Source organism: Streptomyces sp. NPDC007856 (assembly GCF_042868225.1).
GTDB lineage: Bacteria > Actinomycetota > Actinomycetes > Streptomycetales > Streptomycetaceae > Streptomyces.
The window spans coordinates 193,314-214,080 of the sequence record NZ_JBIAEC010000016.1 but is presented as its reverse complement, the minus strand read 5'-3'; the positions used below and the strand labels follow the sequence as shown (position 1 = coordinate 214,080).

Sequence of the window (20,767 nt, the reverse complement as noted above, 5' to 3'; positions counted from 1 at the left end):
TCACCGCACCGGCCCTGCCGGCGTCATCGGGGGGCGTGGTGGACGAGAGTCGCGTGGGGGTCACCGGAGTCGGGAGTGGGGTGCGGGTCGGTGTGCACGGTGGCGGCGGTCAGCCGGGGCACCGCGTGGATCAGGGCGTGTTCGGCTTCGACGGCGATGGCGTGGGCCCGGGCGACGCTCAGCTGCGGGTCGACGACGATGTCGGTCTCGGCCCGCAGGGAGTGGCCGATCCAGCGCATCCGCACCGAGGCGACGTGCTCGACGCCCTCGACGGTGCGCAGGGCCCGCTCGGCGCTGTCGACCAGCGCGGGGTCGACGGAGTCCATCAGGCGCCGGTACACCTCGCGGGTGGCGTCCTTGAGCACCATGAGGATCGCGGCGGTGATCAGCAGTCCGACGACCGGGTCGGCCCAGCGCCAACCGAGGGCGGCGCCGCCGGCGCCGAGGAGGACGGCCAGCGAGGTGAAGCCGTCGGTGCGGGCGTGCAGGCCGTCGGCGACCAGCGCGGCGGAGCCGATCCTGCGGCCGGTGCGGATGCGGTAGCGGGCCACCCACTCGTTGCCGGCGAAGCCGACCACGGCGGCGACTGCGACGGCCCACAGGTGGCTGACGTCGCGAGGGTGCAGCAGTCGGTCGACGGCCTCGTAGGCGGCCAGCGCGGAGGAAGCGGTGATGGTCAGCACGATGGCGATGCCGGCCAGGTCCTCGGCGCGGCCGTACCCGTAGGTGTAGCGGCGATTGGCCGCCCGCCGCCCCAGGACGAACGCGATCCCGAGAGGTACGGCGGTGAGCGCGTCGGCCGCGTTGTGGATGGTGTCGCCCAGCAGCGCGATCGACCCGGACACCGCCACGATCATCGCCTGGACCACGGCGGTCGCCCCGAGGATGGCAAGCGACAGCCACAGCGTGCGCATCCCCTCGCGGGAGGTCTCCATCGCGGAGTCGACCTTGTCCAGCGCCTCGTGGCTGTGCGGCCGCACCAGGTGAGCGAGCTGGTGCCGGGCCTTCGGCCACCATCCGGCTCCGTGCGGGTGGTCATGGTCGTGCCCGTGCCCATGATCGTGGCCACTGTGGTGGCGCCCGTGATCATGGTGGCCGTCGGCGTACGCGTGCCGGTGCCCGTGCGGCTCGTGGGTGTGCGTCTGCTCGTTCAAGGTGCGCCTTTCGCGACGGCGGGCTGGTCGTGGCTGGACGCCGGTGCTGCTGCTCCCCCATTATGTGCACATGAACGCACGCATGCATCTATCAGGTGCGCACCCCTCGCAACAAGCGGACGAGGGCGAACGGCTCGCGGTCGCGGTGGAGGTCCTCGGCCTGCTCGCCGACCGCACCCGTCTGGCTCTGCTGCGACGGCTCGGCGAGGGGGAGGCCGACGTCACGACGCTGACCGGGACGACCGATGCCACACGGACATCGGTCAGCCAGCATCTGGCCCGGCTGCGCCTGGCCGGGCTCGTGACCACACGGAAGGAGGGGCGCCGGGTCGTGTACGCGCTGCGGCACGGACATCTGCGCCGCCTGGTCGACGAAGCGCTGAACATCGCCGACCACCAGATCGGCCACCTGCCGCCGCACGACTGACGACCCGACAGGAAAACGGCGTCCCGGGCACCCGGAACGCCGTTGCAGTGGGCAGGTCCCTGCCATGCGTGGGAACGGTCAGGCTCCGGCGGCGGTCACCACCGCGTCCGTGGCGAAGCCGAGGAGCAGGCCGAGCAGGATGCACCAGGTGGTGAGCGTCTTCAGGTTGGCCTTGCGGGCTACGGCGAGCAGCTCGATGACGACGTAGAGGATGGAGCCGGCGGCCAGGCCCAGGAACGCGATGGAGAGGGTGTCGTTGACGAGGTGCTGGCCGACGAGGGTGCCGAGGAAGGTGGGTCCGCCGCCGATGAGCCCCAGCCAGAAGAGGGTGGCCCAGGAGGGGCGTTCGCCCTCGGCGGCGAGCGGGGCGACGATACCGAAGCCCTCGGTGGCGTTGTGCAGGCCGAAACCGACGATGAGCAGCACGGCGAGGGAGAGTTCGCCCTTGGCGGCGGAGTTGCCGATGGCCAGGCCCTCGGCGAAGTTGTGCAGGCCGATGCCGGTCGCGATCATCAGGGCGAGGGAGGCCGCCTGGCTGCGCGTCTTCGGCGCCAGCTCCGTCGCCACGGCGGCGCCGGGACCGGCGGGACGCCTGGCGGCCGCGCGGCGGCGGGCGATCCAGGCGTCGTAGTACACCAGCCCGGCGAGTCCGGCGGCGAGTCCGGCGGCGAGGACGAGTCCGCCGGAGGCGACCGTCGCCCAGTGGTGGTCGCTCAGCGCTTCGTCGACCGGTTCCCAGGCGTGGGTGAGGACGTCCCAGACGAGGAAGACGAGGATGCCGATGGCCACGGCGTTCAGCCCGGCCCTCAGGCGGGGCGTCGGTGTGCGCAGCCGGCCGAGCGGGAGGCCGAGGTAGATGGTGAAGCCCGCGATGGCGCCGAGCAGGGCGATGTTGGCGCTGGACATGGGGAGAACTCCGGGTCGTGCTCTGGTGGCGGCCGGGTGGGGGCGGGCTGCCTGGGACGACGTCAGCATAGGTTAGGCGAGCCTTACCTAAGAGTTTCGCGTCCAGCGCTTGGGTGAATCTTGACGGATCCGTTGCCGGTCAGTGTCCTTCGACGACGAGCCGGTGCCGGTCTGCGGCGGTCTACCCGGTATGCCGGGATGGGCCACGGCGGCTGGATTCCGCAGGCGCGGCCGCGCGGGTTCGGCGAGCCGTTGCCCGGTGGTCGTTCGAGTGATCCGTCATTCGAGGCAGCCCGTGAGCCGCTCGTAGGCATGATGGGCGTCGCTGATCAGGTGCTCGGCCTCGGCGCGGGTACCGCAGTCGGTGACCTCGCCGACGGCCTGATGCTGCAGGCGTGCCAGAACGGCGGCCCAGGCGTCGCCTTCGGCGTGCCAGCGGGGCAGGTCGCCGGTGTCGACGAGGTCGATGAAGGAAGGGTCCTCGGCCGCGCACAGCAGCACCGGGGCGGCGGGTGCGGCCGGTGCACCGATGCGGTGCAGGACGCCCAGCGGCCAGGCGGGCACGGTGGTGCCGGCCAGGGCGGGTTCGGGCATCAGCACCAGGGCGTCCAGGGGCAACCCGTCGTCGTCCAGGGTGTCGGGGATGCGTCCGTGTCCGACCGGCCAGCCCGTCGACGTGAGGCGGCCGGAGGCGCCGTCGTCGGACGTGCGGATGGTGGAGGAAGCGGTGGCGTCGATGTCGACGGTGATCCGGGGCATGGCCCTGACCTCCTCAGACGTGAGCGTGGTCAGCGGGGAGAGGCCATCAGCACCGCGTCGGTGCGGTTGGCGGTGAGCCCGATCGCCGGATACCAGCAGTCTCCTGCCGGACGGCCGGGGCGGCAACCAGCCACACGGGTGGGCCGGCGTCGGCAGGCCTACTCCGTGGGTCCGGATGCGGTTCGTACCCCGGTGACCAGCAGCAACACCGCGGCCAGCACCTGGATGACGACGACCACCGTGATCAGCACGGGGACCGAGTAGCCGTACAGGCCGCCCGTCAGCGCGCCGCCGGCCAGGCTCGCCGCGCCGACCACGCCCGCGAACAGGCCGTACGCGGTCGCGCGCCGTCCGCTGGGCACCAGATCCGCGACCGTGGCCCGCAGGGTGGACTCCTGGATGCCCATGGCGGCGCCCCACACCAGCGACCCGACCACCGCGACGGCGACCGTGTCGGTGAACGCCAGGGCCACCACACCCGCCGTGAGGACGGGCAGGGCGATCAGCACGCGCGGACCGTGCCGGTCGTACAGCCAGCCCGTGGCCAGGGCGGCGACGGCGTCCACGGCCATCGCCGCCGCGTACAGCACCGGCACCCACGCGGCGGACAGCAGATGGCGCTGGACCAGGTGGTAGGAGAGCACGCCGAAGGTGGCGAACCCGGTCGTGGTGGCCGCCGTGAACCCGGCGTAGGTCCAGAACGCCCTCGGCAGCCGCCCGTCCCGGCCGTCCCGCCCGCCCGGTGCCGTGGGTGCGGCGGCGGTCACCTCGCGTTCGTAGGCTTCCGGGTCCGGCACCCGGGCCCGCAGCCAGAGCAGAAGCAGCAGTACGGCGATGCCGGGGAGGGCGAGCACGCCGAGCGCGGGCCCGTAGTCGTTCCCGGTCAGCGCGAGCACGCCCGCCACCAGCAGCGGGCCGACGAGGGCGCCGATCTGGTCCAGCGCCTCGTGGACGGCGAAGCCGCGGCCCCGCCCGGTGGCGGCGGTGGCATGCGAGAGCAGCGTGTCCTTCGCGGGCGAGCGCACCGCCTTGCCGACCCGCTCGGCGATCACCAGCGCGCACGCCGCCCACAGCACCCCGACGACGCCCAGCAGCGGCACCGAGGCGACCGTCAGGGCGTACCCGGCGATCGCCAGGCCCCAGAAGCGGCGAGTGCGGTCGGCCAGCGGGCCGGAGACCAGCCGCAACCCCAGTGCCGCCGCCTCACCGGCGCCGGTGACCACGCCGACGACGAGGGCGGACGCGCCCAGCGAGGCGAGCAGCGGGCCGGTGATCGAGCGGGCGCCCTCGTACACGAAGTCCGCGAGCAGGCTGACCGTGCCGAACCAGACCACGAACCGCCACGGCCCCATCCGCACCGACGGGCGGTCCGCGTCCCGCTCTTCGAACACCGGCTGATTCATGCCCGCAGCGCCTCCGATTTCGCCCCATCCTCCCCCGGTCGAAGCATCTCGTGCGAGAACGCTTCGCGCAGCCGGTTCACGCCTTCGTCACAGATGAAGATCGTCACGGGATCTACGACGGGACCAGGCGTAGCCGCGTTGACCTTGCCCCCCGGGGCAAGGTTTACGCTGCCTGACATGAACGCCGTAGCCCTGCGTGGCGCCACCATCCACTACGACGACCTCGGGCCCTCGGCCGGACTGCCGGTCCTTCTGATCCACGGGCACCCCTTCAACCGCACCCTGTGGGCGCCCCAGGCCAAGGCACTGGCCGAGGCCGGATACCGGGTCATCACGCCCGATCTGCGCGGGTACGGCCGCAGCAGCGTCACCCCCGGGAAGGTCTTCCTCTCCGACTTCGCGGACGACCTCGCCGCGCTCCTCGACCATCTGGGCATCGGGCGGGCGGTGGTCGGCGGCGTGTCCATGGGCGGTCAGATCGCCATGGAGTTCCGGCGCCGTCACCCGCAGCGGGTGCACGCCCTGGTGCTGTCCGACGCCTCCGCACCTGCCGAGACCGACGAGGGCAAGGAGTTCCGCAACCGGCTGGCCGACCGGCTCCTCGCCGAGGGGATGGCCGGCTACGCAGGTGAGGTGATCGACAAGATGCTCGCCCCGTACAACGTCACCGCGATGCCCGATGTCGCGGAACGAGTCCTGGGCATGATGCGGGCCACCGACCCCCGTGGCGCGGCGGCGGCACTGCGTGGACGGGCCGAACGCCCCGACTACCGGGACACGTTGGCCGACGTGCGGGAGCCGGTGCTGATCATCGTCGGCGCGGACGACGTCTACACGCCCGTCGCGGACGCCGAGGTGATCCACCGTCTCGTCCCCCACGCGGCCATGGAGGTCATCGAGAAGGCAGGGCATCTGCCCGGCGCGGAGCAGCCCGAGGCCTTCAACGCCGCCCTGCTGGACTTCCTCTCCACGCAGGTGGCCGGCCATCGCTGAGCCGCTCCCGCCGCCAATGACGTGCGGAAATCCACGCGACATGAGTACGACGGCCCTGGAACGCTTGCGCCCGGATGCGGACGGTCTGCACAGGCATGGAGTGGTGATCGGTGAGTTTCGCGCTTGACGGCCCGGTTCTCGAAGGAGCCCTTGTACGCCTGGAGCCCTTGGCGCACCGCCATGCCGCCGACCTGGCCGCGTCGGCCGAGGAGGACCGGAGCGCCTATGGGTTCACCTGGGTGCCGCGGGCGGACGAGGTCGAGGGGTACATCGACATGCAGCAACTCCTTGGGGGGCTGCAGCATGTGCACCGCGTCGGCGGACCACAGCTCACGGATCGCGGTGCGGCGGCGCTCCGCGTCGGGTTCGTTCCACACGCGACGTAGCGGTCGGTCAGCTGGTGGATGTCGATGGCGATGTCGGACACGATCGTTCCCCTCGGTCGGGCATGGTCGGCGTACGACGACGACCATGCTGCGCCGGGTGCCGTACGACAATTCCCCGCAGGGAATCGCCGATCGGCCGGGCATCCCCCCCTGGCAGCCGTCCCGAATAGTAGCCACGTGTTCCCTAATAGTAGCCATGTACATAGTAGCCATGTACTGTGTCTGTCATGAGCAAGGCTTCCGAAGGAGCCACGCCCGGTTTCCTGGTGTGGCGGCTGTCCATGAAGTGGCGGGTCGCGGTGGATCGCGCCGTGGCCCCGCTGGGGCTGACCCACGCGCAGTACGCACTGGTGGCGTCGCTGTACGGCATGCACCGCGCCGGCCTGCGGCCCAGCCAGCGGCGACTCGCGGATCACACCGGCCTGGAGGCGCTGTACGTCTCCAAGCTGGCTCGCGGCCTGGAGTCGGCCGGCCTCCTGGAGCGCACCCGGGACCCCGGCGATCCGCGCGCCGTACAGCTCGAACTGACCGAGCAGGGACGCGAGGTCACACGGAAGGCGATCGATGTCGTCGAGGGGCTGCTGCGGCAACTGCTGGCACCGCTCGGCGGCCTTGACAGCCCGCGCGCACGGGAGTTCGGCCGGGAGCTGACGATCCTGCTCGACGCACCGCTTGACCCGTTCGGCACCACCGATCCCGAGACGGAGCAGTCATGACCACCACCGCACCCCTGGTCGACCCGCGCACCATCACCCTCGCCCACTACGCCGCTCGCGCCGTCCTGGAGCGCGTGCTGGCCTCCTACGGCACCACCTTCCAGCAGAACGTCACCCTGCGCCTCGCCGCCGTCGCGGACGGGCCGGTCGAGCGCGCCGCGCTGGTCGACGGCGTGACCGACGCGTTGAAGGTCGACGCGGCGGACGCTCACGAGACGATCGACGAGCTGATCGCCGCCGGGCTGCTCGTCGCGGCGGAGGCGTCCCGGGTGGAAATCTCGGGGAGCGGCCGGGAGTTGTACGCCAGGACCTCGGCCGAGACGGCACCGGTGTCGGCCCGGATCTACGCCGGCATCTCCGAGGAGGACCGCGCCGTGACCGGCCGGGTGCTGACCCTGATCACCGAGCGCGCCAACGCCGAGCTGGCCGCCCTGGAGGCCCGACAGGTTTAGTGGAATATTGAACAAGCGTGTTCCGTTGTGGCCGTCGAAGGAGGTCACGAGTGGAGACGCAAGTGGAGACCACGTACTACGACCACGGCACACCGGCCGAGCGCTGGGAGCGCGCGCAGCAGTTCTTCGACGCCGAGGACTACGCGGGCGCGGCGCGGGTGCTGACCGGGCTGGTCGAGGAGGTGCCGGAGCAGACCGGACCCCGGCTGCTGCTGGCCCGTGCCTACTACCACTCGGCCCAACTGCGCCGTGCGGAAGCCGAGTTGCGGATCGTCGTCGAGCGTGACCCGGTGGAGCACTACGCCCGGCTGATGCTGGGCCGGACGCTCCAGCGGCAGGCCCGGCACGAGGAGGCGGAGCGGCATCTGCGGATCGCCTCGGCGCTCGCGGGCGACTTCCCGCAGGACTGAGCCGCGGCGACGAGCCGCGGCACAAGGGCCCGGTTCCCGGCAGGGAGCCGGGCCCTCGGCCTGCCTCAGGGAGACGGCCGTACCGTGTGTGTCACCACCCAGTGGTGCTTGCCGTCGAGCAGGGCGCGCAGCACCTGCTCGTCGCCGGGCGGCAGGGCGGTGACGAAGCTGGCGAGGACCGCCTCGCGGTCCCGTTCGCCGTCCAGCAGGCGGCGCATGCGCAGGGCGGCGAGGCGGGCCACGTCGGCGGTCGGCGTCCATGCGAAGGAGCGGCCCTGGCGTTCGCGGGCGACGGCGTCCTTGGCCGGCAGCCGGGTCAGGATGGTGACGACGGTGGTGTAGGCGAGGTCGCCGCCCAGGCGCTGCCGCACCCAGGCCGCGGTGACCTTCTGGACGTCGGAGTCGGCGCCGGCGTGTCGGAGCACGCTACTTCACGTCATCACGACCAGGTGCACCCGTGGGCAGCCGGGTGGCATGGCATGCTGACGCGATGGCCCCTCTCCGTGATCACGCACCGCTCGCCGAGCGGGTCGAGGAACTCCTCGCCGCCGGCGGCCCCTTGCCCATCGTCGCCGCCGGGCAGCCGGTGCTGCGCCGCGGCACCGAGCCGTACGACGGTCAGCTCGGCCCCGCCCTGCTGGCCCGTTTCATCGAGGCCATGCGCGTGACCATGCACGCCGCGCCCGGCGTGGGCCTCGCGGCACCGCAGGTCGGCGTGCCCCTGCGGATCGCGGTCATCGAGGATCCGGCGCCGGTGCCCGAGGAGGTCGCGGTGGCCCGGGGCCGGGTGCCACAGCCCTTCCGTGTCCTGGTCAACCCGGTCTACGAGCCCGTCGGCACCGCTCGTGCCGCGTTCTTCGAGGGCTGCCTGAGCGTGCCGGGCTGGCAGGCGGTGGTGGCCCGGCACGCCGAGGTGCGGCTGCGCGGCGCGGACGAGCACGGGCGCGCGCTCGACGAGGTGTTCACCGGGTGGCCCGCCCGGATCGTCCAGCACGAGACGGACCACCTGGACGGCACCCTCTACCTGGACCGCGCCGAACTGCGCTCGCTGTCGACCAACGAGGCCGTCGCCGCGCTGTGGAGTGGGCCGACCCCGCAGACCGCGGCCGACGCCCTCGGCTTCGAACTACCGTAATCGGCCGGTCATTTGTCGCGGTAGGCCTCCAGCAGCCGCAGCCACACCTCGCTCAGCGTCGGGTACGACGGGACCGCGTGCCACAGGCGGCCGACCGGGACGCGGCCGGCGACGGCGACGGTCGCCGAGTGGATGAGTTCGCCGACGCCGGGGCCGACGAAGGTGACGCCGCGCAGGATCTCGTCCTCCAGATCGACCACCATGCGGGCGCGGCCCTTGTAGCCGTCGCCGTACAGACCCGCGCCCGCGACGGCGGAGAACTCGACGTCGACGGCGCGGACGCGGTGGCCGGCCTGTTCCGCCTCGGCGAGGGAGAGACCGACCGCGGCGGCCTCGGGGTCGGTGAACACCACCTGGGGTACGGCGTGGTGGTCGGCGGTGGCCACGTGCGCGCCCCAGGACTCGTCCGCCACGGAGTCGCCGGCCGCGCGGGCGACGATGGCGGCGCCGGCGATGCGGGCCTGGTACTTGCCCTGGTGGGTGAGGAGGGCGCGGTGGTTGACGTCGCCGACCGCGTAGAGCCAGTCGGTGCCGGTGACGCGGAGGGTGTCGTCGACATCCAGCCAGGAGCCGGGTTCCAGGCCGACGGTGTCGAGGCCGATGTCGTCGGTGTGCGGGATCCGGCCGGTGGCGAAGAGGATCTCGTCGGCCTCGATCCGGTCGCCGGCGGCGGTCACGGCCACGACGGTGCCGTTCTTCCGGGTGACGGACTCCACGGAGGTGCCGGTGCGGACGTCGGCGCCCGCCTGGGTGAGCGCCTCGGCGACCAGTTCCCCGGCGAACGGCTCCATCCGGTTCAGCAGGCCCTTGCCGCGCACCAGCAGGGTGACCTGGGAGCCGAGGGCCTGCCAGGCGGTGGCCATCTCGGTGGCGACGACACCGCCGCCGACGACGATCAGCCGGGCCGGGGCAGCCTTGCCGCTGGTCGCCTCGCGGCTGGTCCAGGGCTTCACCTCGGCGAGGCCGGGCAGGTCGGGCAGCCGGGCGCGGGTGCCGGTGGCGACGGCGACGGCGTGCCGGGCGGTGAGGGTGGTGACCGTGCCGTCGGGGGCCGTCACGGTGACCGTGCGGGGGCCGGCGAGGCGCCCTTGGCCGCGGTACAGCTCGGCGCCGATGCCGTCGAGCCAGCCGACCTGGCCGTCGTCCTTCCAGTGGGAGGTGTACTCGTCCCGGCGCGCGAGGACGGCCGGGGTGTCGAGCGGCCCTTGGACCGACTGGGCGAGACCGGGCAGCCGGCGGGCGTCCGCCTGGGCGATGACCGGCCGGAGCAGGGCCTTGCTGGGCATGCACGCCCAGTACGAGCACTCGCCACCGACCAGCTCGCTCTCCACGACCGCGGTGGTGAGGCCGGCCGCGCGCGTGCGGTCGGCGACGTTCTCCCCCACGGGCCCGGCCCCGAGCACCACGACGTCGTACGCGATGGATTCCGTTTCCGTCATGGGGTCAGTCTGGTGGGTGGTGTGCGCGACGGCCACATGGGTACGCGCGCGGAACACAGACGTGCACGTGTGGAATAGGCGGTCCGGCGGCCGTGTTTCCGCCGTCGGCACACCCCCACCCCAGGAAGAGGGACTCACGCCATGAGCAGCACCGTGGAGCTGACCAAGGACAACTTCGACCAGACGGTCACCGACAACGACTTCGTTCTGATCGACTTCTGGGCTGCCTGGTGCGGGCCGTGCCGCCAGTTCGCACCCGTGTACGAGAAGGCCGCCGAGGACAACCCGGACCTGACCTTCGGAAAGGTGGACACCGAGGCCCAGCCGGAGCTGGCCGCGGCCTTCGGCATCCAGTCGATCCCAACGCTGATGATCGTGCGGGACAAGGTCGCCGTCTACGCCCAGCCGGGCGCCCTGCCCGAGCCCGCGCTGACGGACCTCATCGGGCAGGCCCGGAAGCTGGACATGGACCAGGTCCGCAAGGACATCGCGGCCCAGGAGGCCCAGGGGGGCGCCGCCCAGTAGCCCCCGGAAGGGTATGGCCGCCCCTAGAAGGGGTACAGCGCCACGTCGCCGCGTACGGTCGTCCAGCGCAGCTCGGTGAAGGCGTCCAGGTTGGCCTCGCCGCCGAAGCGGGCGCCGGTGCCGGACGCGGCGACGCCGCCGAAGGGGGCCACCGCCTCGTCGTTCACGGTCTGGTCGTTGACGTGGACGATGCCGGTGGGGATCCGCTCGGCGAGGTCGAGGGCCCGGGCGGTGTCCCGGGTGACGATGCCGAGGGAGAGCCCGTACGGGGTGTCCGCGGCGAGCGCCGCCGCCTCGTCGGCGGTGGCGAAGGAGCGGACCGGCGCGACCGGGCCGAAGACCTCCTCGGCGTAGGCCGGGGTGTCTTCCCCCGCGTCGGCCAGCACGGTCGGCCGGTAGAAGAGCTGTTCATGGGTGCCGCCCGCGGCGAGTTTCGCGCCGCGGGCGGTGCTCGTGCGCACCAGGCCGTCGATCTTGGCGAGCTGTCCCGCGTCGATGACCGGACCGAGGTGGACCTGCTCGCGGTGCGGGTCGCCGACGGTCAGCGAGTCGGCCTTGGCGGCGAGCCGTTCGACGTACTCGTCGTAGAGCGAGGCGTGCACGAGATGACGGCCGGTCGTCATGCAGATCTGGCCCTGGTGGAAGAACGAGCCCCAGGCCGCGGCGGAGATCACGGCGTCGAGGTCGGCGTCCGCCAGCACGATCAGGGCCGAGTTCCCGCCGAGTTCGAGGTGGGCTCGCTTCAGGTGGCGGCCGGCCGCCTCGCCGACGGCGCGGCCCGCCGCCGTGGATCCGGTGAAGGAGATGACGGGGGCGAGCGGGTCCTCCACCAGCGCCCGGCCCGTCTCCGCGCCGCCGGGCAGTACCTGCAGCAGGTTCTCGGGCAGGCCGGCTTCCGCGAAGACGGCGGCGAGGGCGAGGCCGCCGCAGACCGCGGTGCGCGGATCCGGCTTGAGGACCACCGCGTTGCCGAGCGCGAGGGCCGGCGCGACGGAGCGGATGGACAGGATCAGCGGCGCGTTGAACGGGGAGATCACACCGACCACCCCGACCGGGACCCGGCGCGTGTACGACAGCCGGGGGGCGTCGCTGGGCAGCACCTGCCCGGTCGGGCGGGAGGCGAGGGCGGCGGCCTCGTAGCACTCCTGGGCGGCCACGTGGAGTTCGAAGTCCGCCTTGCCCGGAATGGATCCGGACTCGCGCACGAGCCACTCACGCAAGTCGTCGGCGTGCTCGGTGAACAGGTCCCCCGCCCTGCGCAGCACCTGGGCCCGCTGGAAGTGGGGTGCGCGGGCCCAGGCGCCCTGGGCGGCCCGTGCGGCCCGTGCGGCGGCACCGACGTCCTCGGGGGCGGCGAGGGTGACGGTGCCGAGCGCGTCGCCGGTGGCGGGCTCGGTGACGGTGTGGGCGGATCCGGCAAGGCTGCGGTCCTGCCAGGTCTTCGGGTCGAGCAGCGGCATACGGCTCTCCGATCGATCGCCGGGCGGTAGGAAACTCCTGCCTCGACGCTACTTGGTTGAGCGCGAAACTACATCGCGACACGGAGATCCGGAAGCCGTGCTGCGGCCGGGGTCCGGGTCAGCTGGACTCGCGCGGCACCACCGTGGCGCCCAGGACCTTGTGCACCTCAGGCTCGCCGCCGGGGTCGCGGACCGCTCGGTCGACCAGTTCGGCCAGGTCGCGGCCCGAGGGAAGTTCGATGTGCACCGTGCTGAGGCGGGGCCGCAGCAGCCGGCCGAGCATCAGGTCGTCGGCGCCGATCACGGCCACGTCCTCGGGGATGCGCACACCCGTGTCCTGGAGGGCACGCATCAGGAGCATCGCGTACTCGTCGTTGTAGGCGAACACCGCGTCCAGCGCCGACTCCCGCCAGCGCGCGGCCAGTTGTGCGGCCGATTCCTCCGTGAAGGCGAGCGGCAGCTCCGTGACGGCGGCGTCCGTGCCGCGCAGCGCCCGGCGCACACCGGCGAGCCGGGGCCGGGAGTAGGCCTCCAGACCGGACCCCTCGGGCACCACGACGCCGATCCGGCGCCGGCCCCGGGTGTACAGATGGGCGCCCGCGCCCTCGCCGACGGCGTCGTAGTCCATGAGCATGGCATGGGCGCCGTCGACACGTCCGGGGCCGAGGGTGACCACGGCCCGGGCACCGGAGCGCTTGAGGACGCCGACGCCCTGCGGCCCGAGTTCCGCGCCGGGCACCAGGACGGCGACCGGCCGCAACTCCGCCCAGGAGCGGGCGGCTTCGTCACCCTGGAGGCCGACGGTGCCGTACTGCACGACGGTGTAGTCGAGCCGACCGAGCTCCCACTGCAGCTCGTTGAGGAATCCGCTGTAGAGCGGGCCCACCGGGATCGCCGGGGCGGGCATGAGGACCATACGACTGTGTCCGGCACGCAGGCTGCGGGCGGCGGCGTGGGGGACGTACCCCAGCTCCCGCGCGGCCTCGCGCACGCGGCGGCGCGTCGGTTCGCTGATGCGTACGGCGCTGGTGTTGTTGAGGACGTAGGACACGGTCGCGCGCGAGACGCCCGCCAGGCGGGCCACATCGGCACTCGTGGGCGTGTTCGGTATCTGCACCATGACAGACCGCATCTTGGCAGAGGGCCGGGGGCCGGGATGAGGCGGGGCGACGTGGTTCACCGTTCGACTATCAGGTGGAGCGGCGCCGTGGCGAACATGCTCGTCACGATCTTGTTCGCGACGAACATGACCGAACCCGTTCGTCCAGACCGGCGCTCAGCGGGGCGGGCGGGTCCCCGTGACGCGGGCGACCAGGTCGATCCAGCCGGCCTCCAGGCGCTCCATGGGCATCCCGCACTGCCTGGTCTGGTGGTGGATCAAGGCCGGGTCGAGCGAGTTGAGCAGGGTCTGGGAGAGCAGTTCGCAGTCGGCGTCCGGCACGATCTGCCGCAGCAGCATCGTGACGTGCGTGCGCAGCGCGGTGACCGCCGGGTGGGAGAACCGGCGGGTCGGTTCCGTCTGGGCGGCCAGCTGCAGGTCGAGCTGCTCGACCGAACGGTACAGCACGGCCACCCCGAACGCCCGCAGGCGGTCCAGGGGCAGCGCACCGGGCCCCAGCGGCGGCGGCCCGCCCAGGAAGTCGGCCTGCAGCGTCCGGTCCGAGTGGTCGAGCAGGGCCATCAGCAGTCCCGTACGGTCGCCGAAGCGGCGGAAGACCGTCCCCTTGCCCACCTGCGCCGCCGCCGCGACCGCCTCCATGGTGACCCCGGCCACCCCGTGTTCCGCGATCAGCCGCGCGGCGGCCTCCAGCAGCCGGGCCCGGTTGCGCGCCGCGTCGGCACGCAGGCACGGCTCCTCGGGCCCCATGCCGACCTCAAGCAACTGAGGCAGGTCAAGGGGCTCTTGAGGTGGCGGGAACGGCGGCAGAGCGCTGGGCATGAAGACAGCGTAAAGCATGGGGAAGAAAACTGGACCGCGGTCCGGTTACGGTGGTATCAAAGATAAGCGGACCTCGGTCCGGATCGTAACGGCGATGTTTCAGCCCCTTGGAGTGTTCCCCATGTCTGTTCGCATCCTCGCGCTCGTCGGCAGCCTTCGTGCCGGTTCGACCAACCGCCAGCTCGCCGAGGCCGCTGTCAAGCTCGCTCCGGAGGGCGCCGAGGTCGTGGTGTTCGAGGGCCTGGCCGACGTGCCCTTCTACAACGAGGACATCGACGTCGAGGGCAGCGTCCCGGCCCAGGCCGCCAACCTGCGCGAGGCCGCGCAGGCCGCCGACGCCTTCCTGCTCTTCTCCCCCGAGTACAACGGCACCATCCCGGCCGTCCTCAAGAACGCCATCGACTGGCTGTCCCGCCCGTACGGCGCCGGCGCCTTCGGCGGCAAGCCCGTCGCCGTGATCGGCACCGCCTTCGGCCAGTACGGCGGCGTCTGGGCGCAGGACGAGGCCCGCAAGGCCGTGGGCATCGCCGGCGGCAAGGTGATCGAGGACATCAAGCTGTCCATCCCGGGCTCCCTGACCCGCTTCGCCGAGACCCACCCGGTCGACGACGCCGAGGTCGCCGCCCAGCTGACCGAGGTCGTCGCCCGTCTGCACGGCAACGTCGGCGAGGGCGCGGCCGCCTGAGCCGCACGCAGCACCAAGGGGCCGGATCCGTCCGGCCCCTTGTCGCGTCCGCGCGGCTGGGCCGAGGCCGGCCAGTCCCTCCACCGCCGGGACCGCGAAGCACCCCTTCCACACGGAGGCCCCCACACCAGGTGCTGGAGCACGCTCGAAGTCAACGGCGGACAGGAGACCCGCCCGACACCAGCCGCTCGGCCAGCGCGCTGCGCCGGTACAGCACCCGGCGGCCGTCCCGGGCGCGGGTCACCAGGCCCGTGGCGTCCAGTACCCGCAGGTGCTGGGAAACGGCGCTCGGGGTCACGCCCAGCCGACGGGCCAGTTCCACCGTGGGCAGGGGTTCCGCGAGCAGCCGCAGCAAGGTGGTGCGGGGTGCGCCGAGCAGGGCGGTGAGCCCGGAGGCGTCGGGCGCGGGTTCCGGTTCCCACAGGGTGGCGGTGCCCCGGCCCGGATAGGCGAGCATCGGCGGCGCGTCGGCGCTGATCGGCGGCGCCGGCTTGTGCGCGAACACCGAGGGGACCAGCCGCAGGCCCCGCCCGGCGCCGTCGACCGCGTGCCGGCCGATCATCTTGTCGATGGTCAGGACGCCGTCCCCCCAGCCGAGGTTCGGATGCAGACCGGAGAACAGCGACCGCGCACCGCCGGTGGCCAGCAGGCCCGCCCGGTGCGTGATGTCGGCCTCCAGGAGGAGCCGGATCCGGGGCCAGTGGGGCTGCAGGGCCGTCTGCCAGTAGCGGTGCAGCAACGAGCAGAGGGCGTCGAGGAGTTCGAGGACGGGACCGTCACCGGGCGCGTCGGCCCGCCGCAGTACGCCGGGGAGCGGACGCGGGGCGTGCGCGGCGCGCAGGTCGCGCCGTACGACCTCCGGGGGCGTGGCCCGTACGACGGTCAGCTCCTCCTGCAGCGTGGGGGCGTAGCCGGTGGGCCGGGGCGTCAGGAAGTCGGGCAGGGCCAGGGTCGGACCGACCAGGGCCGCCAGCAGGGGCAGATCGGCGGGGTCGAGGGCGGCGAGCACGGTGCGGCGCCAGCCGCGGTGCAGGGGGTGCAGGGCGGGGGCGCGCAGGACGCGCAGGCTCTCCATCAGCTGGCCGATCGGTGAGATCGCGAACCGGGTGTCGGCGAGGTCGTCGACCCCGAGCCGGAACCTGATCATTTAGCCCCCGGCTACATCCTTCGCCAACCGTCCGCGCAGGGCGTGGACTTCGGCACATGACGGAACTCCACACCGGGCAGCGTACCCCGCGGCTCGTCGCGCTGCTGGCGCTGGCCTGCGGGGTCGCGGTCGGCAATGTGTACTTCCCGCAGGCCGTGGCCCCGCTCGTGGCGGCGGGCCTCGGGGTCTCCCCCGGCACGGCGGCCGGGGTGGTGACCGCGACCCAGTTCGGGTACGCGGCCGGCATCTTCCTGCTCGTCCCGCTCGGCGACCGGCTGCCGCCGCGCTCATTGCTGGTCACCCTGCTCACCCTGACCGGCCTCGGCCTGTGCGCCGCTGCCGCCGCGCCCGCGCTGCCGCCGCTGCTCGTGGCGAGCGTGCTGGTCGGCGCGAGCACGGTGATCGCCCCGCTGGCCGGTCCGCTGGCGGCCGGACTGGTCCCGCCGGAGCGGCGGGGCGTGGTCGGCGGCACGCTGCTGAGCGGGAGCCTCGCGGGCATGCTGCTGTCCCGCACGGCCGGCGGCGCCCTCGGCGACCGGCTCGGCTGGCGGGCGCCGTACGTCCTGGCGGCCCTGCTCACCCTCGCGGTGGCGCCGCTCCTCGCCCGCGCGCTCCCGGCCACGGCGGCGCCGTCCCGGCAGCGCTACCCTCGGCTGCTTGCCGAGCCGGTCCGCCTCCTGTTCACCGAACCGGCCCTGCGCCGCTCCTCCTTCTACCAGGCGACGGTGTTCGCCGGTTTCTCCGCCGTGTGGACCGGGGTGGCGCTGCTGCTGACGGGCCCGAGGTACGGGCTCGGCGCGGATGCGGTCGGACTGCTCGCGCTGGTCAACGCGGTGACCATGCTCGTCACGCCGGTCGCGGGCCGACTGGTGGACCGGCGCGGCGCCGACGCGGTGAACCTGGTCTGCTTCCTGCTGGTCCTGGCATCCGCGGCGGTCCTCGCCCTCGGCGGCCTCGGCGGCATCCCCGGCCTGCTGTCCCTGGTGGCGGGCACGCTGCTGCTGGACGTCGGCATGCAGTCCGGCATGGTCGGCAACCAGGTGCGCGTCTACGCCCTCGCCGCGGACGTCCGCAGCCGCCTCAACACCGCCTACATGGCCTGCGCCTATCTGGGCGGCAGCCTCGGTTCCTGGCTCGGCTCCCGGGCGTACGCGGGATTCGGCTGGTCCGGGGTGTGCGCTCTGGTCGCGCTGCTGACCGGGCTGGGCCTGGTGCGGCACCTGGGCGCACGGGCCGCTGGGCGGACGGCAGTCGCCCGACACATCCGTGCGAAACCCGTACGGCCGTCCGGCTGTGACGTTACCGTTCGGTAGACATCGATCCCGGAGTCTCCCGGAGGTGCCCGTCCATGACGCACGACCGTTCCGCCGGCCTCGTCGAGACCCGGCGGGCGCTGGCCGACGGGGAGGTGACCTCCCGCGCGCTGGTGGAACGCGCGCTGGCCCGGATCGAGGCCACGCAGGGGACGTTGAACGCCTTCCGGATCGTGCGGGCCGAGGCCGCGCTCGCCGAAGCGGACGCCGCCGACCGGGAGTTGGCCGCCGGGGCGCGGCGTCCGCTGCTCGGGGTGCCGGTGGCGGTCAAGGACGACATGGACGTGGCCGGTGAGCCGACCGCGTTCGGCTGCGCCGGCGAGTTCCCTGCGGTCGCCGAGGACGGGGAGGCGGTACGGCGGCTGCGTGCGGCCGGTGCCGTGATCGTCGGCAAGACCAACACGTGCGAGCTGGGGCAGTGGCCGTTCACCGAGGGACCCGCGTTCGGGGACACCCGCAACCCATGGCACGGCGCGCACACGCCCGGAGGGTCGTCGGGGGGCTCGGCCGCCGCCGTCGCCGCCGGACTCGTCCCCGCCGCGCTCGGCTCCGACGGCGCCGGCTCGGTGCGCATCCCGGCCGCGTGGACCGGTCTGATCGGCATCAAGCCGCAGCGCGGCCGGATCTCCACCTGGCCGCGCGGTGAGTCCTTCCAGGGCATCACGGTCAACGGCACCCTCGCCCGGACGGTCGCCGACGCGGCGCTGCTGCTGGACGCGGCGAGCGGCAACCACGACCGGGACCCGCACCGGCCGCCCGCGCTGACGGTGACGGACGCGGTCGGCCGGGACCCGGGCCGGCTGCGCATCGCGCTGTCCCTGAAGCCGCCGTTCACCGCCGTACCGGCGCGGCTGCATCCGGAGATCCGTGCCCGGGTCGTCGAACTCGCCGGGAAACTCGCCGCGTTGGGGCACGAGGTCGAGGAGGCCGACCCGCCGTACGGGCAGATCGGGCTGACCTTCGTGCCGCGCGCCACCGCCGGTATCGCCGAGCACGTCCGCGAGGCGCCCGACCCGGCGCTGCTCGACCCGCGCACCCGGGACGCGGCGCGACTCGGCCGGCTGCTCGGCGGGGCCCCGCTCAGGGCGGCCCGGCGTGCGGAGGCGGTGCTGCACCGGCGGATAGGCCGGTTCTTCGCGTCGTACGACGTGATCCTCGCGCCGACGACGGCCGCTCCCCCGCCGCGGATCGGCGCCCTGTACGGGCTGCGCGGGCTGGCCACGGACCGGGCGATGATCGCCGCCTGCCCCTACGCCTGGCCGTGGAACGTGCTGGGCTGGCCGGGCGTCAACGTGCCCGCCGGGTTCGTCGGTGACGACCTGCCGGTGGGCGCGCAGCTGCTCGGGCCCGCGTACAGCGAACCCCTGCTGGTGTCCCTCGCCGCCCAGCTGGAGGCGGAGCTGCGCTGGCACGACCGGTGGCCACCGGAGGCCGCCTCGGCGACGCGGGCCGCGTGACGGCCGCTTCGGCCGTACCAGGGGTTGCGGCCCGCCCGTCCCCGCCCGACCGAGCGGCCGCCAGGGGTTCCCCGACACCCGGCCGCTCCCGACCGACCGACCAGCCGACCAGCAGCCCAGCCATCCACCCGCTTCCGGCACGGCGAGCCGGCCGTCGGGAATCGCGGTGCCGTCACACCGTGAGCAGGCCGACTCCCAGGGCGATCAGCGCCATGACCTTCAGGAGTTCCAGCCCCACGTACCAGAAGTGGCTGCGGGAGCGGGGCAGTTCCTCCCCCGCGAGGATCCGGTCGGACCGGCGGTTGAGGTAGGGCCGGACGGCGGCCAGCTGGGCGAGGAGCAGCACCGCGACGACCGCCGTCAGCGCCGTGATCCCGGCCGGGGCACCGCCCACGGCGATCGCGGCGATGACGACGACGGCCAGCACCGCCTCCACCGCGTTCAGCGCACGGAAGACGAGCCGGCCTATGCCCAGGCCGACCGGGATGGTCACACCCGGTGCACGGAACTTCAGCGGGGCCTCCAGGAAGGAGATCGCCAGCACCATGCCGAGCCAGACGAAGGTGACCGCACTTGCGGTGGCGGCGGACGTGACGTTCATGTGCGGGGCCTTTCTTTGCCTGGGGCCGGCGAGTGAAGTGCGGGGGAGTGTGCGGGGTGAGGGAAGCCGGGGGGGAGTGCGTTCCCTAGGCAGCCTTGCTCACGGCCAAGTGAGCCACACACGAGTCGGGTTCGAGGAAAGGCTCCAGGCCGGTGGCCGTCAGCGGGGCGTCCAGCCGGGCCAAGGCACCCTGCATCAGCCCGAGATGGAGCGGGCACACCAACTTGCCGTGCTCTTCGGCCAGTTCGAGGAACGGGCAGTGCCGTAGCCGGATCCGCCGGGGCGGTCCGCCGGTCTCGTCCGCTTCCTCCGCCTGCGGCGCGAAGCCCAACTCGCCCAGCAGGGCGAGGAGTGCGGCCACCGAGCGGTCTGCCGTCGGCTCCTCGAACGGGGGCGGCGGCTGCACCAGGTGAGCACCCCACGCCCGGCCCGTCTCCATGGCCTCCTCGCGCGCCGTCGCCGGGTCTGCGGTTGCCCACCGGCTGAGCAGCATGCGTGCGAGGAGCCGGTAGTCGCGCGTGCCGCCGCGGTCCATGCCGGGGCGTGCGGTGTAGACGGTGCGGGGCCGGCCGGGTCCCGGGGACGGCTCGGTCCGGCGCTCGACCAGACCCTCGGACACCAGGGTCTCCAGATGGAACCGCACCGTGTTCGGGTGGACGCCCATCCGCTCGGCCGTCTCCGTGACGCCGAGCGGCGAGGGGGCGGCGCGCAGTACGTCCAGTACCGCTCGACGGCGCGGGCTCTGCCGCGTGGTCATCTCCGGACCCCCTCCCTCACCTGCGCTCATTTTTCACGAACCCTACATGTATTAATTGTAGAGTGAGCAGGCGGGGTCCCAGGGGGTACCTGTTCGCAGGGAGACGGAAGAGTCGAGGGGAACACCAGATGACGTCGCGCTCCGCGACCGACGCCGGGCCGGCCGGCCGTACCGCGCCCACCGCACGTGTGCTGTGCGACGCCCGGGCCCTGGCCGAGTCTCCGCCGCTGCCGGGCGGCGTGCTGTGGAAGCTGGCCGAGAGCGGACGGCAGCTCGATGCCAACGTGGTCCGGCTCGCCCCGGGCGACCGGATCACGGCGCACACCGAGACACAGCTGGATGTGATGCTCCTGGTCGTGTCCGGGGACGGCGTGCTCGGCACAGGCACCGCCGACGAATCCCAGCCGCTCACCGAGGGCGCCCTGGCCTGGCTGCCGCACGGGGCACAGCGCAGCATCACCGCCGGCGAGGCGGGCCTGACCTATGTGACCGTGCATCAACGCCGCCCGGGAATGCGGATCAGCACCCGCCCGCGGCCCTGACCGGCCGCACCTCGCCTGCCTCGACAGCCCGCCCATCACGCCTCCGGCGACCCTGCGGCCTCGACCACCGGCACCATGACGACGCCGCGCGCCACGGCCCCAACCACCGGCACCTGCCCCACGCGCCACGGCCCGACCACCCGCATCCCCGACCACCCGGC

Annotated in this window: 23 protein-coding genes and 1 pseudogene; 12 read left to right on the top strand and 12 right to left on the bottom strand. The window is 73.2% G+C overall.

The window, feature by feature from the left end; all coding sequences use genetic code 11:
* Positions 1–23 precede the first annotated feature (23 nt).
* The gene (locus tag ACFYOH_RS33380) at positions 24–1,154 is read right to left on the bottom strand and encodes a cation diffusion facilitator family transporter (RefSeq protein WP_388633462.1); all 1,131 of its coding nucleotides are present in this window, start codon (positions 1,152–1,154) and stop codon (positions 24–26) included.
* Positions 1,155–1,224: 70 nt separating this feature from the next.
* Between ACFYOH_RS33380 and ACFYOH_RS33375 the strand changes: the two genes are divergently transcribed.
* Positions 1,225–1,581, top strand: coding sequence for a winged helix-turn-helix domain-containing protein (locus tag ACFYOH_RS33375; protein ID WP_388633459.1), 357 nt, complete (start codon positions 1,225–1,227; stop codon positions 1,579–1,581).
* Between the two features lie 78 nt (positions 1,582–1,659).
* Here ACFYOH_RS33375 and ACFYOH_RS33370 read toward each other — a convergent pair whose 3' ends face one another.
* From ACFYOH_RS33370 to ACFYOH_RS33360, 3 genes are all read right to left on the bottom strand, one after another.
* A complete protein-coding gene (locus ACFYOH_RS33370) occupies positions 1,660–2,487 on the bottom strand; it encodes a ZIP family metal transporter (protein ID WP_388633456.1) in 828 nt (275 codons plus the stop codon).
* Positions 2,488–2,766: 279 nt separating this feature from the next.
* Positions 2,767–3,246, bottom strand: a complete 480-nt coding sequence (locus ACFYOH_RS33365; RefSeq protein ID WP_388633453.1) for an inorganic diphosphatase — start codon at positions 3,244–3,246, stop codon at positions 2,767–2,769.
* 158 nt (positions 3,247–3,404) lie between these two features.
* Entirely contained in the window at positions 3,405–4,649 is a 1,245-nt protein-coding gene (locus tag ACFYOH_RS33360) for an MFS transporter (protein ID WP_388633451.1), read from the bottom strand.
* A gap of 177 nt (positions 4,650–4,826) precedes the next feature.
* Here ACFYOH_RS33360 and ACFYOH_RS33355 point away from each other — a divergent pair, with 177 nt between their 5' ends.
* From ACFYOH_RS33355 to ACFYOH_RS33335, 5 genes and pseudogenes are all read left to right on the top strand, one after another.
* Positions 4,827–5,642, top strand: a complete 816-nt coding sequence (locus tag ACFYOH_RS33355) for an alpha/beta fold hydrolase (RefSeq protein WP_388633448.1) — start codon at positions 4,827–4,829, stop codon at positions 5,640–5,642.
* A 110-nt stretch (positions 5,643–5,752) separates the two neighbouring features.
* A pseudogene (locus ACFYOH_RS33350) lies at positions 5,753–5,923 on the top strand (N-acetyltransferase); the annotation flags it as partial.
* A 332-nt stretch (positions 5,924–6,255) separates the two neighbouring features.
* A complete protein-coding gene (locus ACFYOH_RS33345; protein ID WP_388633445.1) occupies positions 6,256–6,744 on the top strand; it encodes a MarR family winged helix-turn-helix transcriptional regulator in 489 nt (162 codons plus the stop codon).
* Positions 6,741–7,196 carry a MarR family transcriptional regulator gene (locus ACFYOH_RS33340; RefSeq protein WP_388633442.1) on the top strand — a complete coding sequence of 152 codons (456 nt, stop codon included), beginning with the start codon at positions 6,741–6,743 and terminating at the stop codon, positions 7,194–7,196. Before ACFYOH_RS33345 ends, ACFYOH_RS33340 begins: the two co-directional genes overlap by 4 nt.
* A 62-nt stretch (positions 7,197–7,258) precedes the next feature.
* Complete coding sequence (locus ACFYOH_RS33335; protein WP_388633565.1) at positions 7,259–7,606, top strand: tetratricopeptide repeat protein; 348 nt, start codon at positions 7,259–7,261, stop codon at positions 7,604–7,606.
* 65 nt (positions 7,607–7,671) lie between these two features.
* On the opposite strand, the gene ACFYOH_RS33330 is transcribed toward ACFYOH_RS33335, so the two are convergent.
* Positions 7,672–8,031, bottom strand: a complete 360-nt coding sequence (locus ACFYOH_RS33330; RefSeq protein ID WP_388633439.1) for a BlaI/MecI/CopY family transcriptional regulator — start codon at positions 8,029–8,031, stop codon at positions 7,672–7,674.
* 65 nt (positions 8,032–8,096) lie between these two features.
* On the opposite strand from ACFYOH_RS33330, the gene ACFYOH_RS33325 reads away from it, so the two are divergent.
* On the top strand, positions 8,097–8,741 hold the full coding sequence (locus tag ACFYOH_RS33325) for a peptide deformylase (RefSeq protein WP_388633436.1): 645 nt from the start codon (positions 8,097–8,099) through the stop codon (positions 8,739–8,741).
* A gap of 8 nt (positions 8,742–8,749) precedes the next feature.
* On the opposite strand, the gene ACFYOH_RS33320 is transcribed toward ACFYOH_RS33325, so the two are convergent.
* Positions 8,750–10,180 carry a dihydrolipoyl dehydrogenase family protein gene (locus tag ACFYOH_RS33320; RefSeq protein ID WP_388633433.1) on the bottom strand — a complete coding sequence of 477 codons (1,431 nt, stop codon included), beginning with the start codon at positions 10,178–10,180 and terminating at the stop codon, positions 8,750–8,752.
* Positions 10,181–10,321: 141 nt separating this feature from the next.
* On the opposite strand from ACFYOH_RS33320, the gene trxA reads away from it, so the two are divergent.
* Entirely contained in the window at positions 10,322–10,705 is a 384-nt protein-coding gene (trxA, locus tag ACFYOH_RS33315) for a thioredoxin (RefSeq protein WP_388633430.1), read from the top strand.
* 23 nt (positions 10,706–10,728) lie between these two features.
* Here the strand turns inward: trxA and ACFYOH_RS33310 are convergent, their stop codons facing one another.
* From ACFYOH_RS33310 to ACFYOH_RS33300, 3 genes are all read right to left on the bottom strand, one after another.
* On the bottom strand, positions 10,729–12,165 hold the full coding sequence (locus ACFYOH_RS33310; protein ID WP_388633427.1) for an aldehyde dehydrogenase family protein: 1,437 nt from the start codon (positions 12,163–12,165) through the stop codon (positions 10,729–10,731).
* Between the two features lie 118 nt (positions 12,166–12,283).
* Positions 12,284–13,285, bottom strand: coding sequence for a LacI family DNA-binding transcriptional regulator (locus ACFYOH_RS33305; protein ID WP_388633424.1), 1,002 nt, complete (start codon positions 13,283–13,285; stop codon positions 12,284–12,286).
* A 156-nt stretch (positions 13,286–13,441) separates the two neighbouring features.
* A complete protein-coding gene (locus tag ACFYOH_RS33300) occupies positions 13,442–14,122 on the bottom strand; it encodes a TetR/AcrR family transcriptional regulator (protein ID WP_388633421.1) in 681 nt (226 codons plus the stop codon).
* A 103-nt stretch (positions 14,123–14,225) separates the two neighbouring features.
* Here ACFYOH_RS33300 and ACFYOH_RS33295 point away from each other — a divergent pair, with 103 nt between their 5' ends.
* Positions 14,226–14,789 (top strand): NADPH-dependent FMN reductase, encoded by a 564-nt coding sequence (locus ACFYOH_RS33295; protein WP_388633418.1) that lies wholly within the window; start codon positions 14,226–14,228, stop codon positions 14,787–14,789.
* Between the two features lie 151 nt (positions 14,790–14,940).
* Here the strand turns inward: ACFYOH_RS33295 and ACFYOH_RS33290 are convergent, their stop codons facing one another.
* The gene (locus ACFYOH_RS33290; protein WP_388633415.1) at positions 14,941–15,936 is read right to left on the bottom strand and encodes a metalloregulator ArsR/SmtB family transcription factor; all 996 of its coding nucleotides are present in this window, start codon (positions 15,934–15,936) and stop codon (positions 14,941–14,943) included.
* Positions 15,937–15,992: 56 nt separating this feature from the next.
* Between ACFYOH_RS33290 and ACFYOH_RS33285 the strand changes: the two genes are divergently transcribed.
* Positions 15,993–17,249 carry an MFS transporter gene (locus tag ACFYOH_RS33285; RefSeq protein ID WP_388633412.1) on the top strand — a complete coding sequence of 419 codons (1,257 nt, stop codon included), beginning with the start codon at positions 15,993–15,995 and terminating at the stop codon, positions 17,247–17,249.
* A 35-nt stretch (positions 17,250–17,284) separates the two neighbouring features.
* Positions 17,285–18,706 (top strand): amidase, encoded by a 1,422-nt coding sequence (locus ACFYOH_RS33280; protein ID WP_388633409.1) that lies wholly within the window; start codon positions 17,285–17,287, stop codon positions 18,704–18,706.
* Between the two features lie 172 nt (positions 18,707–18,878).
* Here the strand turns inward: ACFYOH_RS33280 and ACFYOH_RS33275 are convergent, their stop codons facing one another.
* Positions 18,879–19,307, bottom strand: coding sequence for a hypothetical protein (locus ACFYOH_RS33275; protein WP_388633406.1), 429 nt, complete (start codon positions 19,305–19,307; stop codon positions 18,879–18,881).
* 85 nt (positions 19,308–19,392) lie between these two features.
* Entirely contained in the window at positions 19,393–20,064 is a 672-nt protein-coding gene (locus tag ACFYOH_RS33270; RefSeq protein ID WP_388633404.1) for a helix-turn-helix transcriptional regulator, read from the bottom strand.
* 128 nt (positions 20,065–20,192) lie between these two features.
* Between ACFYOH_RS33270 and ACFYOH_RS33265 the strand changes: the two genes are divergently transcribed.
* Positions 20,193–20,606, top strand: a complete 414-nt coding sequence (locus tag ACFYOH_RS33265) for a cupin domain-containing protein (protein WP_388633401.1) — start codon at positions 20,193–20,195, stop codon at positions 20,604–20,606.
* Positions 20,607–20,767: the final 161 nt, after the last annotated feature.